We start from the raw sequence: 16,046 nt of genomic DNA, 5'->3' as shown, positions 1-16,046 counted from the left end.
GTGAGTCGGATGCTCGAAGAATCGGTGTGGAGTTCGCCGCGCGCGGTGCGCTGGCTGAGCCCGTCCAATCTGCTGCGGGTGTCGGTCGCCGTGGCGGTGCTGACGATTGCGCTCAAGACCCTGGCCTGGGCGATGACGGGCTCGGTGGGCCTGCTGTCGGACGCGCTGGAATCGCTGGTGAACCTGGCCGGTGCGATCTTCGCGCTGACCATGGTCACCATTGCCCAGCGGCCGGCCGACCAGGACCATCCCTACGGCCATACCAAGGCCGAGTATTTCTCCGCGGGCTTCGAAGGCATTCTGGTGCTGGCCGCGGCCCTGGCCATCCTCTGGGCCGCGGTGCTGCGCCTGCAGGCGCCGGCGCCGCTGGAGCAGCTGGGCTGGGGCCTGGCGCTGTCGCTGGTGAGCACGGCCTTCAACGGCGCGCTGGCCTGGGTCATGTTCCGTTCGGCGCGCGTGCACCGCTCGGCGGCGCTCGACGGCGATGCCCGGCATCTGGTGACCGACGTCTGGACTTCCATAGGCGTGGTCGTCGGGCTCGCTGCGGCCCACCTCACGGGCTGGCTGTGGCTCGATGCCGCGGTGGCGATAGGCGTGGCGCTGAACATCTGCAAGGAAGGCGTGCTGCTGGTCTGGCGCTCGTCCCAAAGCCTGATGGATCTGGCGGTCGAGCCCGAGGCACTGGCGCGCATCGAGGCCGTGCTCGCGCGCTTCGCCGGCGACGAGGTGCATTTCGACCATCTGGGAACGCGGCGTGCGGGCCAGCGCAGCTTTGTGACGCTGCACATGCATGTGCCTGCCGACTGGTCTCTGGGCCATGCCGCGCGCCAGCGCGAGCGGGTCGAGGCGGCGCTGATGCAGGCCGAGCCAGGCCTGCACGCAACGATTGAACTGCTGCCCGTAGGGGCGGTGACCGCATTGGAAAAAACCGAGGCCCAGGCCAAGCCTGGCCCACAGAGGGAACAGTGAAATGATCAGCGTATTGCAGCGCGTGAAGGCAGCGCGCGTGGAAGTCGACGGCGAAGTTTGCGGCCAGATCGGCCAGGGCCTGCTGGTGCTGGTCTGCGCCGAGCGCGGCGACAGCGAAGCCGAGGCCGACAAGCTGCTGGCCAAGCTGCTCAAGCTGCGCATCTTTGGCGACGACGAAGGCAAGATGAACCGCAGCGTGCAGGACGTGGAGGGCGGCCTGCTGCTGGTGAGCCAGTTCACGCTGGCCGCCGACACCGCCAGCGGCAATCGCCCGAGCTTCAAGCAGGCGGCCGCGCCCGACGAAGGCCGGCGTCTTTATGACTATCTGGTGCAGCAGGCCCAGGCTGCCCATGTCCAGGTGCAGACCGGCCGCTTCGCGGCCGACATGCAGGTGCATCTGGTCAATGACGGACCGGTGACCGTGCCCCTGCGCATCGCTCCGCGCCCGGCCGCGTGACGGCTACTGCTGCCAGAAGAACAGCGCCGACATCACCAGCCCGGTGACGACGATGCCCGCGCGCAGCCAGGGTGCGGGAATGCGCCGTGCCAGGCGCGCGCCGCCGTAGCCGCCGAGCGTGGCCGCGACCATCATGCCCAGCGCCTGCGGCCAGGCGACCAGGCCGCCGGCCGCATAGACCACGACGGCAATCGCCGTGAGCATCGCCGAGACCAGGTTCTTCATGCCGTTCATGGCCGCGAGCCGGGTCTGGCCCAGCAGGCCGAACAGCGCCAGCAGCACGATGCCCAGCCCGCCGTTGAAATAGCCGCCGTAGATGGCCACGCCCAGCATGCCCAGACCGGCTTTCACGGGCGAGGGCGCCTGGTCGTGGCTGGCGCCGGCCGCCCATTGGCGCAGCCGCGGGCCGAACGCGAACATCGCGGTCGCGGCCAGCAGCAGCCAGGGCACGACACGGCGGAACGTGGCATCGGGCGTGAACAGCAGCAGCAGCGCGCCGGTCGCGCCGCCGAGCAGCGACAGGCCGACCACGCGCTTGAAAGTCAGCCCCGGCGGCGACTGCACGTCTTCGCGAAAGCCCCAGGCACCCGCGAGGTAGCCGGGCAGCAGCGCGACCGTTCCCGTGGCATTGGCGATCACCGGCGGCACGCCTGTGAAGACCAGCGCCGGCAGCGTCAGAAAGCTGCCGCCTCCGGCCACCGCATTGAGCGCGCCCGCGACAAACGCTGCCGAAAGCAGCAACAACCATTCACCCATGCCTTGTCCCCTGTGGTGCCGGCGTGGTCGCCGGTCATGCGCGCCATCTTAGTGCGCGACCCGGGCCGGTGCGGGGAAATGCGCGACAGCGGCAAGGCAAAACAGTGGTGACTGTTTTGGGGTGCTGGGAGGGCGGGGGCGTGATAGGGGCTGTTCGATGGGACCTGTGCTGCAGACAGGAGGGCAGGCGTTCATGGTTCGACGAGCTCACCACGAACGGTTGAGCAAGAGCGGGTCGCGCTATTTCGCGTACGGGTCCTCGAACCCCAGCTCGCGCATGATGTCGGTTTCATACGCTTCCATCTCCTCGGCGTCTTGCTCGCCGGTCTCGTGGTCCCAGCCCTGGGCGTGCAGCGTGCCGTGGACCAGCAGGTGGGCGTAATGCTCGTCCAGCGTCTTGTTCTGCTCCCGGGCTTCGCGCTCGACCACGGGGGCGCACAGCACCAGGTCGGCCATCACCGTCGGCTCCTGCTGGTAGTCGAAGGTCAGCACATTGGTCGCGTAGTCCTTTTGCCGGTACTGCAGGTTCAGCGCCTGGCCTTCCTCGGCATCGACGATGCGCACGGTGATTTCGGCGTCCACGGCCAGCGCGTGGCGTATCCAGCGCGTGACCTTGCTGCGGGACAGCACGGCGCGGTGGGCGCCAGCCGCGTCGAAGCGGCCGAATTGCAGGGAAAGTTGTAGTTGTTGTAGAGGCATGGGAAAACTCAGTCGTCGTTGGCGCGCGTGCGGCTGCGCGCGGCGGGCTGGCGGCCGCGCGCTTCGTAGGCGTCGACAATGCGCGCCACCAGCGGGTGGCGCACCACGTCGGCGCTGGTGAAATGCGTCACGGCAATGCCCTTGACGCGCTTGAGCACGCGCTCCGCGTCGATCAGACCGCTCATCGCGCCCTTGGGCAGGTCGATCTGGCTCACGTCGCCCGTGACCACGGCCTTGGCGCCAAAGCCTATGCGCGTGAGAAACATCTTCATCTGCTCGGGCGTGGTGTTCTGCGCTTCGTCGAGGATCACGAAAGCGTTGTTGAGCGTGCGCCCGCGCATGAAGGCCAGCGGCGCGATCTCCAGCACATTGCGCTCGAAGGCCTTTTGGACCTTCTCGTAGCCCATCAGGTCATACAGCGCGTCATAGAGCGGGCGCAGGTAGGGGTCGACCTTCTGTGTCAGGTCGCCGGGCAGAAAGCCCAGGCGCTCGCCGGCCTCGACAGCCGGGCGCGTGAGCACGATGCGCTGCACCGCGCTGCGCTCGAGCGCGTCGACCGCGCAGGCCACGGCCAGATAGGTCTTGCCCGTGCCTGCGGGGCCAATGCCCAGCGTGATGTCGTGGCTGGCGATATTCTCGAGGTACAGGTTCTGCGTGGTGGTGCGCGCGCGCAGGTCGGCGCGGCGCGTCGACAGCTGGATCGCGCCGACCGGGGCCTCGACCAGTTCGGCATCGCCCGCGAGCATCAGCTGCAGATGGGCTTCGGGAATCGGGTCGTCCGCCATCTCGTAGAGCGCCTGCAGCATTTCAAGCGCCTGCTGGGCGCGCGCCTTGGGGCCATCGATCTTGAACTGCTCGTGGCGGTGGGCAATCGACACCTTGAGCGCGGTTTCTATGGTGCGCAGGTGCGCATCGGCCGGGCCGCAGAGGTGGCCCAGGCGGGTGTTGTGGTGGGGAGTGAAGGTGTGGCGCAGGATCACGCGGATAATTCCAGACTAGAGCTGCCAACGGGGCGGCAAAGGACTTCAATGATAGGCAAATTGACCGGCACCCTGCTGGAGAAAAACCCGCCCACGGTATTGGTGGACTGCCACGGCGTGGGCTACGAGGTGCAGGTGCCCATGAGCACCTTCTACAACCTGCCCGCGACCGGGGCCCAGGTGGGCCTGCTCACGCACTTCATCGTGCGCGAGGATGCGCAGCTGCTGTTTGGTTTCGGCACTGCATCCGAGCGCGAGACGTTCCGCGAGCTGATCAAGATCACGGGCGTGGGCCCGCGCACGGCGCTGGCCATCATCAGCGGCATTGGCATAGAGGACCTGGCCCAGGCGGTGACGCTGCAGGAGTCGGGACGGCTGATCAAGGTGCCGGGAATCGGCAAGAAGACCGCCGAGCGGCTGCTGCTCGAGCTCAAGGGCAAGATCGGCGCCGACATGGGCTCGAAGTCGCTGTTCACCAACGAGCACCAGAACGACATCCTGCAGGCGCTGCTGGCGCTGGGCTACAACGACAAGGAAGCCGCGGCCGCGCTCAAGGCCCTGCCGCCCGATATCGGCGTCAGCGACGGCATCAAGCGCGCGCTGCAGGCCTTGGCAAAATAAGCCATGACCATCCACACCGACGATTTCGCGCCCGCGCCCCCGAAGCGCGCCATTTCCGCCGCGCCGCTGTCGCACCATGAGGAAGCGATGGAGCGCGCGCTGCGCCCCAAGCTGCTGCAGGAGTACGTGGGCCAGGCCAAGGCGCGCGAGCAGCTCGAGATCTTCATTGGCGCGGCGAAGAAGCGCGGCGAGGCGCTCGACCATGTGCTGCTGTTCGGCCCGCCGGGCCTGGGCAAGACCACGCTGTCGCACATCATTGCCGCCGAACTGGGCGTCAATCTGCGCCAGACCAGCGGCCCGGTGCTGGAAAAGCCCAAGGACCTCGCGGCGCTGCTCACCAACCTCGAAGCCAACGATGTGCTGTTCATCGACGAGATCCACCGGCTGTCGCCCGTGGTCGAGGAAATCCTCTACCCCGCGCTCGAGGACTACCAGATCGACATCATGATCGGCGAAGGCCCGGCCGCGCGCTCGATCAAGCTCGACCTGCAGCCGTTCACGCTGGTCGGCGCGACCACGCGCGCGGGCATGCTCACCAACCCGCTGCGCGACCGCTTCGGCATCGTTGCGCGGCTCGAGTTCTACACCGCCGAGGAGCTGGGCCGCATCGTGGTGCGCAGCGCCGGCCTGCTGGGCGTGCCGCTGGACGCCGCCGGCGGCTTTGAAATCGCGCGCCGCTCGCGCGGCACGCCGCGCATCGCCAACCGCCTGCTGCGGCGCGTGCGCGACTACGCCGATGTCAAGGGCGACGGCCGCATCACCCAGGACATCGCCAACCGCGCGCTGGCCATGCTCGATGTCGATCCGCAAGGCTTCGACATCATGGACCGCAAGCTGCTCGAAGCCGTGATCCACCGCTTCGACGGCGGCCCCGTGGGCCTGGACAACATCGCGGCCAGCATTGGCGAGGAGGCGGGCACGATAGAGGACGTGATCGAACCCTATCTGATCCAGCAGGGCTATCTGCAGCGCACGCCGCGCGGGCGCATTGCCACCAAGGCCGCGTACCTGCACCTGGGCGTGCCCGTTCCCAATATGCCCCCGCCCGTCGATGAAGGGTTCTGAGCGCGCGCCGCGGCGTGCGCGCGGCTGGCGGCTGATGGCGTTCGCGCTGGCGCCGCTGCTGCTGGCCACGCTGGGCTGGCGCATCTGGCATTGGAGCGTGCCGCAAGTGCCGGCCATCGAGGTGCAGGCCGCGCCGCTGCAGCGCAGCCTGCAGTTCTCGGCGCGCGTGGAGCGGCTGTCGCGCGTCGATGTCGGTGCGACGCTGGTCGGGCGCGTGCAGTCGGTGGCGGTGCGCGAAGGCGCGCAGGTGGCGCAAGGCGCGCTGCTGGTGCAGCTGGAAACCGATGAAGCCCGGGCCGCGCTGGCCCAGGCCCAGGCCACGCTGGCCCAGCAGCAGGCGCGCGCCGCAGGCCTGCGCAGCACGGGGCGCAGCGGCATAGCCGCCCAGCTGGCCCAGGCCGAGGCCGGGCTGCGCGCCGCCCAGCGCGACCTGCAGCGCAGCAGCGCGCTGCTCGCCCAGGGCTTTGTGAGCCAGGCCCAGGTGGATGACAGCGAGCGCGCCCTGCAGGTGGCCCAGGCCCAGCAGCGCGGCGCCGAGGCCCAGCGCGATGCTTACCAGGACGGCGGCAGCGAGATCGCCCAGGCGCGTGCCCAGGTGGCGCAGGCCGGCGCGGCCGTCGATGCCGCGCGGCTGCGGCTCGCACAGACGGCGGTGCGCGCCCCGGCCGACGCCCAGGTGCTCACGCGCAGCGTGGAGCCCGGGCAGATCGTGCAGCCGGGCACGGCGCTGCTGCGCCTGGCGCTGGCCGGGCCCACGCAGATCGTGGCCCAGGTCGACGAGCGCTTCCTCGATCAGCTGCGCACCGGCCAGCGCGCGGCCGTGGTCGCCGATGCGTTTCCCGCCCAGCCGCTGGCGGCGCAGATCATCTCGATTTCGCCTGCGGTCGACGCCCAGCGCGGCGCCGTCGAAGTCAAGCTGGCGCTCGATGCCGCGGCGCCGGACTTCCTGCGCGAAGACATGACGCTGTCGGTCGAGGCCGTGACCGGCGAGCGCGCCCGAGCGCTGGTGCTGCCGCTGGCCGCATTGCAGGCGCCGGCGCGCGCCGCGGGCCGGGCCGACATATCCGCCGCCGACCCGGCGGCCAGCGCCGCCAGCGCCCAGGTGATGGTGGTCGAAGGCGGCAAGGCCAGGGCGCGCAGCGTGACGCTGGGCCTGCGCTCGCTGTCGGCGGTCGAAGTGCTGGCTGGCCTCGAAGCCGGCGAACGCGTGCTGACCGCGCCCGTGGCCGACGGCCAGCGCCTGCGCGCGGTGGTTTCACCATCGGCCCGATGATGGCCTGGCTGGGCTTCGAGCGCCGCGTCGCGCTGCGCTTTCTGCGCGAAGGGCGCATGCAGACGCTGCTGATCATTGCGGGCGTCGCCGCGGGCGTTGCCGTGGTCACCTACATCAGCGCGCTGATTGCCGGCCTGCAGGCCAACACCGTGGCCAAGACGCTGGGCACGCAGGCGCATCTGACGCTGCGCGCGCCCGACGACCGCGTGCTGCCGGCCCTGCCCGCGCAGGCAGGCGCCGCAATCTCCGAAGTCCAGCCGCGCGCCCAGCGCCTGCGCTCGGTCGCCAACTGGCAGCTGCTGCTGCCGCAGCTGCAGGCCCTGCCCGGCGTGAGCGCGGTCTCGCCCATGGTCTCGGGCGCGGGTCTGGCGCTGCGCGGCGAGGCCACGCAGGCCATCGCGCTGATGGGCGTGGACCTGGAGCGCTACCGGCGCATCATCGATCTCGACAGCAAGATCACCAGCGGCCGGCTGCAGCTCGCTCCCGGCGAGGCCATGGTGGGCGTCGAACTCGCGGCCGATCTGGGACTGCGCGCGGGTGACCGTTTCACCATAGACACCGGCAGCGCCACCGAGTCGGTGCGCGTCAGCGCGCTGCTCGATCTGGGCGTCAAGGACCTGAACCGGCGCAGCGTGCTTGTGCCGCTGCGCAGCGCGCAAAGCCTGCTGGGCCTGCCCGGCGGCGCGACCGTGCTGGAGCTGCAGCTGGCCGATGTCTGGCAGGCGCAGGACATGGCGCGGCAGCTGCGCCAGACCTATCCCTATCGCGTCGAGAGCTGGCAGGACAACAACGCCCAGCTGCTGTCGGCGCTGGCCGCGCAGTCGATTTCCACGGCGGTGATTCGCGCCGTGGTGCTGGCCGTGGTGGTGCTGGGCATAGCGAGCGTGCTGGTGGTGTCGGTGGTGCAAAAGCGCCGCGAGATCGGCATCCTGCGCGCCATGGGCGCGACGCGCGGCCAGATCGCGCGCGTGTTCCTGCTGCAGGGCGCGATGGTCGGCGCTCTGGGCTCGCTGCTGGGCCTGTTGCTCGCGGGTCTGCTGATCTGGGCGTTCATGCACTTCGTGCGCGGGCCCGACGGCGGGCCGGTGTTCGTGATCACGCTGTCGCTGCCCACCATGCTGCAGGTGTCGCTGCTGGCCACGCTCTGCGGTGTGCTTGCGGCCGTCGCGCCCGCGCGCCGCGCCGCGGCCATGGACCCGGCCCAGGCGATTCGCATCTGAAGCGCGCCGATGACAAACGCCAATCTCCTGCAGCTGTCCGGCCTGCGCAAAAGCTACAACCTGGGCCGGCCCAACGCGGCCGAAGTGCTGCATGGCATAGATCTGCGCATAGGCGCGGGCGAGTTCGTCGCGCTGATCGGGCCTTCGGGCTCGGGCAAGAGCACGCTGCTCAATATCCTGGGTCTGCTCGAGCCAGCGACCGCGGGCAGCTACCAGCTGCAAGGCACGGAAATGGCTGGCCTGCCCGACGCCGCGCTCACGCGCCGGCGGCGCCAGGCGCTGGGCTTTGTGTTCCAGTTCCACCACCTGCTGCCCGCGTTCACGGCGCTGGAGAACGTGACGCTGCCCGCGCTGATGGCCGCGGGCCGGGTCACGGCCGGCGAGCGCGCGCGCGCCGCGGAACTGCTGGCCGCCGTGGGCCTGGCCGATGCCATGCACAAGCGCCCGGGCGAGCTGTCGGGCGGCATGCAGCAGCGCGTGGCGATCGCGCGCGCCCTGGTGCATGACCCGGCGCTGGTGCTGGCAGACGAGCCCACGGGCAATCTCGATACCGCGTCGTCGCAGGCGGTGTTCGAGCTGCTGCGCGCCATCCATGCCGAGCGCGGCACGGCTTTCGTGCTTGTGACCCACGACCCGCGGCTGGCCGCGCGCTGCGACCGCGTGATCGAGCTGGTCGATGGCCGGATTGCGGGCGACGCGCCGCCGCCACGCTAACGCTGCGCGCCGCGCATGGCGCAGAGCATGCCCACAACGATCAGCACCTGCGCAACGTAATAGCTCGAAAGAACGCCCAGCTGCGACCAGGGCAGGGGCTGGACGAACCGGTGGGTGGCCAGCAACGAATCGCTGAGCATGAAGCTGCAGCTGCCCAGCGCCACCAGCAGCGCCGCGGGCCGATCGGCGCGCGGCGATTCATGCCAGCGGCCCCAGGCCTGGGCGGCCATCAGCGCGATCACCAGCACATAGGCCGCGACCGGCAGGCGCAGCGCCGCGGGCAGGCCGCCCTGCCAGAGAAACGTGTACATCGCCACGCCCAGCAGCAGCGCGAACGCCAGCGCGCTGCGCAGCGCGAACCAGCGCCGGTCCTGCTTGAACAGCGCGATATAGCAAAGATGGGCCAGCAGGAACGCGGCCAGCCCGGGAATGAACAGGCCGCGCAGCATCAGGAACACATCGCCCGCGAGCGATGCCGCCAGCGCCGCAAGCAGCAGCCAGCCGCTGCGCTCACCCCCATGGCGCTGCATGCTCAGCGCGACGGCGAGCATGGCGCAGACCATGGTCAGCGGCTTGAACACCAGGTGCCATTGGTGCAGCCCCAGCGCGCTGCTGGCCGTGGCCAGCGCGCCCGCCTGCAGCATGCAGGCCAGCGCCGGGCTGGCGCGCGAACGCAGCGCGGCCACGCCCGCGAGCAGGCTCGCGAGCACGGTGGTCCAGGCAATCACGAAGTGCGCCAGCGGCGGCTGTTCGGAGTCTCCCGCGAGCACGCGCCAGGCGAGCAGCAGTGCGAAGAAAATGCCCAGGGCCGGTCCGGCCCATGCCAGTGCATAGCGGGAAAGGTGCATGCAAACCATTGTGAAGCGCCGCGCCGGCGCTGGCGATGCAGGGGAACCCTTGGGCGCTGGATCCGCGCCTTCAGTTCAAGCGCGCGCCCGAAGTCCTGTCGAACACGTGCAGCCGTGACGCAACAGGCCGCAGGCCCAGCGCGCTGCCCGGGCGCAGATCGAGGCGTGCGCGCGACACCGCGATCACGTTCTGGCCGCCCAGGCGCGCGGCGATCTGGGTTTCGGCGCCCGTCGGTTCCAGCACCTGCACTTCGGCGCGCAGGCCCTGGTCGCTTGAAGTGACTTCGAGGTGCTCGGGCCGCACGCCCAGCCAGACCGCGCGCCCCGGCGCCAGCGTCAGGCCCGCGGGCAGGGGCAGTTCCAGCCCGTCGTCGGTCAGCACCCGGCCCCCTTCCTGCGCGCGCCCGGCCAGCAGGTTCATTGCGGGCGAGCCTATGAAGCCGGCGACGAATGCGTTGCGCGGCCGGTCGTAGAGTTCCAGCGGCGTGCCCACCTGTTCGATGTATCCGTTCTTGAGCACCACGATGCGATCGGCCATGGTCATGGCCTCGATCTGGTCGTGCGTCACGTAGAGCGTGGTGGTTGCCAGCCGCTGGTGCAGCGCCTTGATCTCGGTGCGCATCTGCACGCGCAGCTTGGCGTCGAGATTCGACAGCGGCTCGTCGAACAGAAACGCGCGGGGCTCGCGGATGATGGCCCGGCCCATGGCCACGCGCTGGCGCTGGCCGCCCGACAGCTGGGCCGGGCGCCGGTCAAGAAGTCCCTGCAGGTCGAGAGTGGCCGCCACCTCGTCGACGCGCTGCTTGAGCAGCGCCGGCCGCACGCCCTGCAGCCGCAGCGCAAAGCCCAGGTTGTCGGCCACGCTCATGTGCGGGTAGAGCGCGTAGTTCTGGAACACCATGGCGATGTTGCGCTCGCGCGGCGCGACATCGTTGAGGCGCTGCGTGCCCAGCAGGATCTCGCCTGCATCCACGGCTTCCAGCCCGGCGACCATGCGCAGCAGCGTCGACTTGCCGCAGCCCGAGGGGCCGACCAAAGCGACGAATTCGCCGTCGCCTATCTCCAGCGACAGGTCGTGCAGCACGGCCTGGCCGGCATAGTGTTTGCGCAGATTGCGCAGCGAAATCGAAGCCATGGAATCAGTCCTTGACGCCGCCAGCCGTGAGGCCGCGCACGAGGTATTTGCGCACCAGCAGCGTGAAGGCCACGACCGGCAGCATGACCAGCGTTCCCGCGGCCGCGATCTTGGTCCACTCCCAGCCGTCGTACTGCAGGAAGTTGACGATGGCCACGGGCGCGGTCACTGCCTGGGTGCGCGTGAGGATCAGCGCGAAGAAGAAGTCGCTCCACGAGAAGATGAAGCACAGCACGGCGGTGGAGACCAGGCCGGGCAGCGCGAGCGGCAGGGTCACATGCCGGAACGCCGACCAGATGCCGCAGCCGTCCATCCACGCAGCTTCCTCGAGCGCCGCGGGAATCGCGGCAAAGAAGCTCTGCATCAGCCAGATGACGATGGCCAGATTGAAGGTCAGGTAGATCAGCGTCAGTCCCCAGACCGTGTCGAGCAGGCCGCTCCAGCGCAGCGCGAGAAAGAACGGAATGGTGAAGGCAATCGGCGGCGCCATGCGCGTGCACAGTATCCACAGCGCCACATGGCGGCGCGCGCGAAAGCGCCAGCGCGTGAGCACATAGGCCGCGGGCACGCCTATGAGCAGTGACAGTGCGGTCGACAGCGTGCTGGTCAGCAGGCTGTTGCCGAAGGAGCGCGCGAACTGGTCTTCCCACAGCGCGCGAAAAGCGTCCAGCGTGGGCACGAACAGCAGCCCGGGCTCGAACGCATCATCGGCCGGGCGCAGCGCCAGCTGCACCATCCACAGGAAAGGAAACAGCAGCACGGCCAGCAGCAACAGCGCTGCGGCTTCGCGCCCATGGCGGCGCAGCCAGCCGGGCCTGCGCGGCTGGTCCGAGGGGAAGGGCGGCTCGTAGAGCGCGGCTTCAGCGTGCATCGTCGCCTCCGTCGCGGCCCAGGCGGCTGACCAGCGCGCTGAGCGCAAAGACCCCGGCCAGCATGACCAGCGCGATGGCGCTGCCGTAGCCCCAGAAGGAGAAGTTGAAGGCCTGGATGAATCCATAGAAATTCGTGACTTCGGTGACCGTGCCCGGCCCGCCATTGGTCAGCACGTAGAGCAGCGGAAAGGCCTTGAAGCTGTCGATCAGCCGGAACAGCGCGCAGACCAGCAGCACCGCGCGGATATGCGGAAAGACGATGAAGCGAAACAGCTGCCAGCGATTCGCGCCGTCCATGCGCGCGGCTTCGAGCGGGTCGTCGGGAATCATCTGCAAGGCGGCAAGCACCATCAGCATGGTGAACGGAAACCACTGCCAGGTATCGGCCGCGACCACGGCCCATAGCGCGGTGCCGGGGTTGGCGATCAGCGAGCGCAGCGGCCAGCCCAGCGCCTCGAGCGCCTGGTGCAGCGGGCTGATGTCGGGTGTGTAGAGGATCTTCCAGATCAGCGCGACGACGATGGGCGGCAGCACCATGGGAATCAGGAACAGGCTGCGCACCGCGCCCAGCACGGGCGAGCGGCCGTGCAGCAGCAGCGCGATGCCCAGGCCCGTCAGCAGCTGCAGCGTCACGCCCACGCTCGACAGCTGGAACTGCACCCACAGCGAATGCAGAAAGCGCGGGTCGTTGAGCAACTGCCGATAGTTGCCCAGCGGGTCGCGAAAGTGGAACGTGCCCGCGGGGTCGGTCAGGCTCAGCGGCGTGAGGCTCACGACGACCAGCGTGAGCAGCGGCGCCAGCGTGATCAGCGCCAGCACCATCAGCGCCGGGTACAGGCCCCAGCCGTAGGCGCGGCGCTGCTGGCGCTGCCAGCCGGGCGCGGCCGCCGGCGGCGCAGGCGCGAGCGTGCGGCTGGGCAGATAGTAGTGCTGGCCGGCCTCGCCGGCGGGCAGGGCGGGAGCAAGCGCGGGAGGCAGCTGCATGGGCGGCTCGCCTCAGACCGCGATGCCCGAGCGCTTGAGCTCGGCCAGCGCGCCGATCTGCGCCTGCTGCATGGCCGCGGCCGCGGACTTCTGGCCCGAGACAATCAGCTCTATGGCCTTGTTGATCTGCTGGTCGATCTGCGGATACACGGCCACCGTGCGGTACTTCATGTGGCCCTGTCTGGCCGCGAGATCGATGGCCTCGGACGACAGCCTGGCGATGTCGTAGCCGTTGACACGCTGGCGTTCGGCAAACACCTGCGACTGCATGTCGGAGCGGCGCGTGGGCGAGCCGTAGCCCGCGGCGACGGCGCGCTGCGTGATCTGCTTGGACGTTGCCCAGGCAATGAACTGCCACGCGGCCTGGGCGTTCTTGCTGCCCACGGGAATGCCCAGGCCATGCACGGCCGAACCCGGAAAGCGCCCGGCCGGTCCGCGCGGCACCGCGCCCCAGGCCGTGGTCGAAGCCACCTTGCTGCTGGCCTTGTCGGCGAGCTGCGACAGATAGATCTGGCCCTGCACGCCCAGGTTGCTGCGCCCGCTCTTGAGCGACTGCAGCGACTGGTCGGCGGTGTACGAGACCGCGCCGTCGGGGCCGAAGTCGCGCAGCAGGCGCGCGAAATAATCGGCTGCGGCAATCGCTTCGGGCGTGTCCAGCGTGGGGTAGAGGTCGTGCGGCGCCTTGCGGAACACATCGCCGCCAAACGCCTGCAGGAACGGCGGGAAGGTCCAGCCGTAATGGTTGTCGGTGACGAAGCCGGCCGCGCGCTCCTTGCGGTGCGCGGTCTGCACGGTGCGGCTGAAGTCGTCGAGCGTGTCGGGAAACGCCAGGCCCGCGCTTTTGAGCACATCGAAGCGGCTGGCCGCGGCCAGCGTGACCTCGGCCGTCCAGGGCACGCCATAGAGCTTGCCGTCGGCGCCGGTCTCGGGCGCGCGCGCGCCGGCCAGAAAGTCGTTGATATCGAAGTCGGCCGGCGTCAGATTGCGGTTGGCGACGAAGTCGTCGAGCGGCGTCAGCCAGCCCGAGTTGATCCAGCGGCTCGAGTAGATGAAGGTCACGTTGACCACGTCGTAGGCGCTGCCCTTGGTCGACAGCTCCAGGTCGGTGCGCTGGTTGTAGACCGGAAAGCCCGGCGTGTCGAAGTTCACGCGCGCGCCCGTGCTGTCCTCGAACTCGGCGATCCAGGGGCGCAGCAGCTTGGAGTAGGCGGTGCTGAACAGCGCGACATTGAGCGTCGTGCCCTGCAGCGGCTTGGCGCGCTGGGCAATGGCGGGCCTGCCCCACAGGGCGCTGGCGCCAAACGCGCCCAGGGCGGCGCCGGCGCGCAGCAGGGCGCGGCGCGAGCCGGCAGGAGCTGAATCCGTTCGTCCTGAGCTTGTCGAAGGATGAACGGCGGCGTCGGCGGCGGTGACAGGAGTGTGGGCGAGCGGCATGAAAGGACTTTTCAGAAATCAGTGCGACAAGGCGGATTTACACGCTTACGGCCGTGCGGTCGATGCTGCGTCGGCCGTCGATGGCCGTGGTGTGTTCGCCGGTCACCGTGACGCGGCGCACCACGCGGTGCTGGTCGCCGTAGTCGTTGATCGCGTAGTGCTGGGTCGCGCGGTTGTCCCAGATCGCGACATCGCCTTCGGACCAGCGCCAGCGCACGGTGTTCTCCAGCGCGACGATGCGCTGGTGCAGCAGCTCGAGCAGCGCGCTCGATTCCTGCTGGCGCAGCAGGTTCAGGCGCTTGGCGAAATGGCCCAGCAGCAGCGCGCGCTCGCCGGTCTCGGGATGCACATGCACCACCGGGTGCTCGGCTTCGATGACGGTGCGCCGGAAGGTTGCGCGGTAGGCGGCGCGGCCCGCGATTTCCGCGGCGCTGGCCGTGGTCTGCTGGCGCGGATCGGCATAGTCGTAGTCATTGCCATGCACGGCCCAGAGGCCGTCAGCCAGGGCCTTGAGCGGCGCGGGCAGGCCTTCGTAGGCGGCCACGGTATTGGCCCAGACCGTGTCGCCGCCATGCGGCGGCAGCACCACGGCGCGCAGTATGCAGGCCTTGGGCGGCGCGGCCTTGAACGTGACATCGGTGTGCCAGGAATCGGCGCGCCCGCCATGGCGCGAGTCGAGTTCGAGAAAGCGCGTGCCGTCGGGCGCGGGCACCGTGGGATGGGCCTCGATCTCGCCCCAGAGCCGGCCAAACGCCTGGTGGCTGGCGTCATCGAGATGCTGCTGGCCCTTGAAGAACAGCACGCGGTGGCGCAGCAGCGCGGCGCGCAGCTGGGCGACGGTCTGCGCATCGAGATCGCCCGACAGGCGCAGGCCGCGCACTTCGGCGCCTATGCGCACGGCCAGCGGCGTGATGTCCAGCGGGCCCGCCAGTTGCACGGGCAGGGATTCCAAAACAGCGCTCATAGGATGCTCCAGGGTAGGCGTACACGACGCAGTGGAGGTTCATCCTAGGCAGGCCGCAGGTTAGGGCCAACGAATTTTCTGGCAGATCGATATCTGAAAAACAGCGCGCGCCTGAAACGCCCTACGACGGGCCCGCCCAGGGAAGCTCAGGGCGAACGGGGTGTCAGGGCGAGGCGAAAAAACCCGTTCGGGCTGGGTCTTGAGCCCGCCTCGCCGGCCGCGTCGCAGGATCGAAGCGCCGGCGTTCAACAGGCCGGCCTCAATGCGCGCGCCCCAGAAACTGCTGCAGCTCGGGCGTCTGCGGCGCGCCGAACAGCGCTTGCGGCGTGCCGACTTCGTGCACCTTGCCCTGGTGCATGAACACCACGCGGTCGCTGACCTTGCGCGCGAAGTTCATTTCATGCGTGACCATGACCAGCGTCATGCCCTGGTCGGCCAGGCTTTCGACGACCTGCAGCACTTCGCCCACGAGCTCGGGGTCCAGCGCCGAAGTCACTTCGTCGCACAGCAGGATCTCGGGGTCCATCGCCAGGGCGCGGGCAATGGCCACGCGCTGCTGCTGGCCGCCCGAAAGCTGGTCGGGCATGGCGTCGAATTTCTCGGCCAGGCCCACGCGCGCCAGCAGGCGCTCGGCGTTCTGGCGCGCCACATCCTTGGGCTGGCTGGTAACCAGCGTGGGCGCGAGCATCACATTGCGCCCCACGGTGAGATGGGGAAACAGGTTGAAGTTCTGGAAGATCATTCCCACGTTCTTGCGCAGCTCGCGCATCGCGCCGGCGTTGTCGGCCTGCAGCGGCTGGCCGTGCACCGTGAGCGAGCCTTCCTGGAAAGCCTCGAGGCCGTTGATGCAGCGCAGCAGCGTGCTCTTGCCCGAGCCGCTCTTGCCGATGATGGACACCACTTCGCTGCGCGCGATCGTGAGGTCCACGCCCTTGAGCACTTCGTTGCTGCCGTAGCGCTTGCGCAGCCCGCGGATATCGACCAGAGGCGTCTGCGAGGCAATGGGGGAAAAGAGGGCGTTGGCGATGGATGTCATGGCGGAAGTCCGAAAAAAG

17 protein-coding genes are annotated in these 16,046 nt (G+C 69.3%); 7 read left to right on the top strand and 10 right to left on the bottom strand.

Going from position 1 to position 16,046, the window contains the following annotated elements; genetic code table 11:
- Window positions 1-9 precede the first annotated feature (9 nt).
- Together ACSVDO_RS19055 and dtd are read left to right on the top strand one after the other, a co-directional pair.
- Window positions 10-969, top strand: a complete 960-nt coding sequence (locus ACSVDO_RS19055; RefSeq protein ID WP_489594045.1) for a cation diffusion facilitator family transporter — start codon at window positions 10-12, stop codon at window positions 967-969.
- Window position 970: 1 nt separating this feature from the next.
- The gene (gene dtd / locus ACSVDO_RS19050) at window positions 971-1,426 is read left to right on the top strand and encodes a D-aminoacyl-tRNA deacylase (RefSeq protein ID WP_489594043.1); all 456 of its coding nucleotides are present in this window, start codon (window positions 971-973) and stop codon (window positions 1,424-1,426) included.
- A 3-nt stretch (window positions 1,427-1,429) separates the two neighbouring features.
- Here dtd and ACSVDO_RS19045 read toward each other — a convergent pair whose 3' ends face one another.
- The 3 genes from ACSVDO_RS19045 to ACSVDO_RS19035 form a co-directional block, all read right to left on the bottom strand.
- On the bottom strand, window positions 1,430-2,182 hold the full coding sequence (locus ACSVDO_RS19045) for a sulfite exporter TauE/SafE family protein (protein WP_332536571.1): 753 nt from the start codon (window positions 2,180-2,182) through the stop codon (window positions 1,430-1,432).
- A 240-nt stretch (window positions 2,183-2,422) separates the two neighbouring features.
- On the bottom strand, window positions 2,423-2,881 hold the full coding sequence (gene ybeY, locus ACSVDO_RS19040; protein WP_489594041.1) for an rRNA maturation RNase YbeY: 459 nt from the start codon (window positions 2,879-2,881) through the stop codon (window positions 2,423-2,425).
- Between the two features lie 8 nt (window positions 2,882-2,889).
- Entirely contained in the window at window positions 2,890-3,861 is a 972-nt protein-coding gene (locus ACSVDO_RS19035; RefSeq protein ID WP_332536568.1) for a PhoH family protein, read from the bottom strand.
- Window positions 3,862-3,909: 48 nt separating this feature from the next.
- On the opposite strand from ACSVDO_RS19035, the gene ruvA reads away from it, so the two are divergent.
- The 5 genes from ruvA to ACSVDO_RS19010 are packed head-to-tail and all read left to right on the top strand — an operon-like array spanning window position 3,910 to window position 8,754.
- On the top strand, window positions 3,910-4,482 hold the full coding sequence (gene ruvA, locus ACSVDO_RS19030; RefSeq protein ID WP_332536567.1) for a Holliday junction branch migration protein RuvA: 573 nt from the start codon (window positions 3,910-3,912) through the stop codon (window positions 4,480-4,482).
- Window positions 4,483-4,485: 3 nt separating this feature from the next.
- Window positions 4,486-5,547, top strand: a complete 1,062-nt coding sequence (ruvB, locus tag ACSVDO_RS19025) for a Holliday junction branch migration DNA helicase RuvB (RefSeq protein WP_332536565.1) — start codon at window positions 4,486-4,488, stop codon at window positions 5,545-5,547.
- Window positions 5,534-6,820 carry an efflux RND transporter periplasmic adaptor subunit gene (locus ACSVDO_RS19020; protein WP_489594039.1) on the top strand — a complete coding sequence of 429 codons (1,287 nt, stop codon included), beginning with the start codon at window positions 5,534-5,536 and terminating at the stop codon, window positions 6,818-6,820. The genes ruvB and ACSVDO_RS19020 overlap by 14 nt, the downstream gene beginning before the upstream one ends.
- Complete coding sequence (locus ACSVDO_RS19015) at window positions 6,817-8,040, top strand: ABC transporter permease (RefSeq protein ID WP_332536562.1); 1,224 nt, start codon at window positions 6,817-6,819, stop codon at window positions 8,038-8,040. The genes ACSVDO_RS19020 and ACSVDO_RS19015 overlap by 4 nt, the downstream gene beginning before the upstream one ends.
- 9 nt (window positions 8,041-8,049) lie before the next feature.
- Window positions 8,050-8,754: an ABC transporter ATP-binding protein gene (locus tag ACSVDO_RS19010; RefSeq protein ID WP_489594037.1), complete on the top strand. Its 705-nt coding sequence runs from the start codon at window positions 8,050-8,052 to the stop codon at window positions 8,752-8,754.
- Here the strand turns inward: ACSVDO_RS19010 and ACSVDO_RS19005 are convergent.
- The 7 genes from ACSVDO_RS19005 to ACSVDO_RS18975 all read right to left on the bottom strand — a co-directional run bounded on the left by ACSVDO_RS19005 (window position 8,751) and on the right by ACSVDO_RS18975 (window position 16,027).
- Window positions 8,751-9,602 carry a lysoplasmalogenase gene (locus ACSVDO_RS19005; RefSeq protein ID WP_489594035.1) on the bottom strand — a complete coding sequence of 284 codons (852 nt, stop codon included), beginning with the start codon at window positions 9,600-9,602 and terminating at the stop codon, window positions 8,751-8,753. The two genes, ACSVDO_RS19010 and ACSVDO_RS19005, sit on opposite strands and share 4 nt — an antisense overlap.
- Before the next feature lie 70 nt (window positions 9,603-9,672).
- Entirely contained in the window at window positions 9,673-10,737 is a 1,065-nt protein-coding gene (locus tag ACSVDO_RS19000; RefSeq protein ID WP_489594032.1) for an ABC transporter ATP-binding protein, read from the bottom strand.
- A 4-nt stretch (window positions 10,738-10,741) separates the two neighbouring features.
- A complete protein-coding gene (locus ACSVDO_RS18995) occupies window positions 10,742-11,608 on the bottom strand; it encodes a carbohydrate ABC transporter permease (RefSeq protein WP_489594030.1) in 867 nt (288 codons plus the stop codon).
- Window positions 11,598-12,593: a carbohydrate ABC transporter permease gene (locus ACSVDO_RS18990; RefSeq protein ID WP_489594029.1), complete on the bottom strand. Its 996-nt coding sequence runs from the start codon at window positions 12,591-12,593 to the stop codon at window positions 11,598-11,600. Before ACSVDO_RS18990 ends, ACSVDO_RS18995 begins: the two co-directional genes overlap by 11 nt.
- Before the next feature lie 12 nt (window positions 12,594-12,605).
- The gene (locus tag ACSVDO_RS18985) at window positions 12,606-14,027 is read right to left on the bottom strand and encodes an ABC transporter substrate-binding protein (RefSeq protein ID WP_489594028.1); all 1,422 of its coding nucleotides are present in this window, start codon (window positions 14,025-14,027) and stop codon (window positions 12,606-12,608) included.
- Window positions 14,028-14,064: 37 nt separating this feature from the next.
- A complete protein-coding gene (locus tag ACSVDO_RS18980; protein ID WP_489594026.1) occupies window positions 14,065-14,991 on the bottom strand; it encodes a TauD/TfdA dioxygenase family protein in 927 nt (308 codons plus the stop codon).
- Between the two features lie 259 nt (window positions 14,992-15,250).
- The gene (locus ACSVDO_RS18975; RefSeq protein WP_489594024.1) at window positions 15,251-16,027 is read right to left on the bottom strand and encodes an amino acid ABC transporter ATP-binding protein; all 777 of its coding nucleotides are present in this window, start codon (window positions 16,025-16,027) and stop codon (window positions 15,251-15,253) included.
- Window positions 16,028-16,046 lie beyond the last annotated feature (19 nt).

Source organism: Comamonas sp. DB36 (assembly GCF_057914905.1).
Note: the sequence above shows the minus strand (reverse complement) of the source record. Positions and strands in the feature narration are given on the sequence as shown.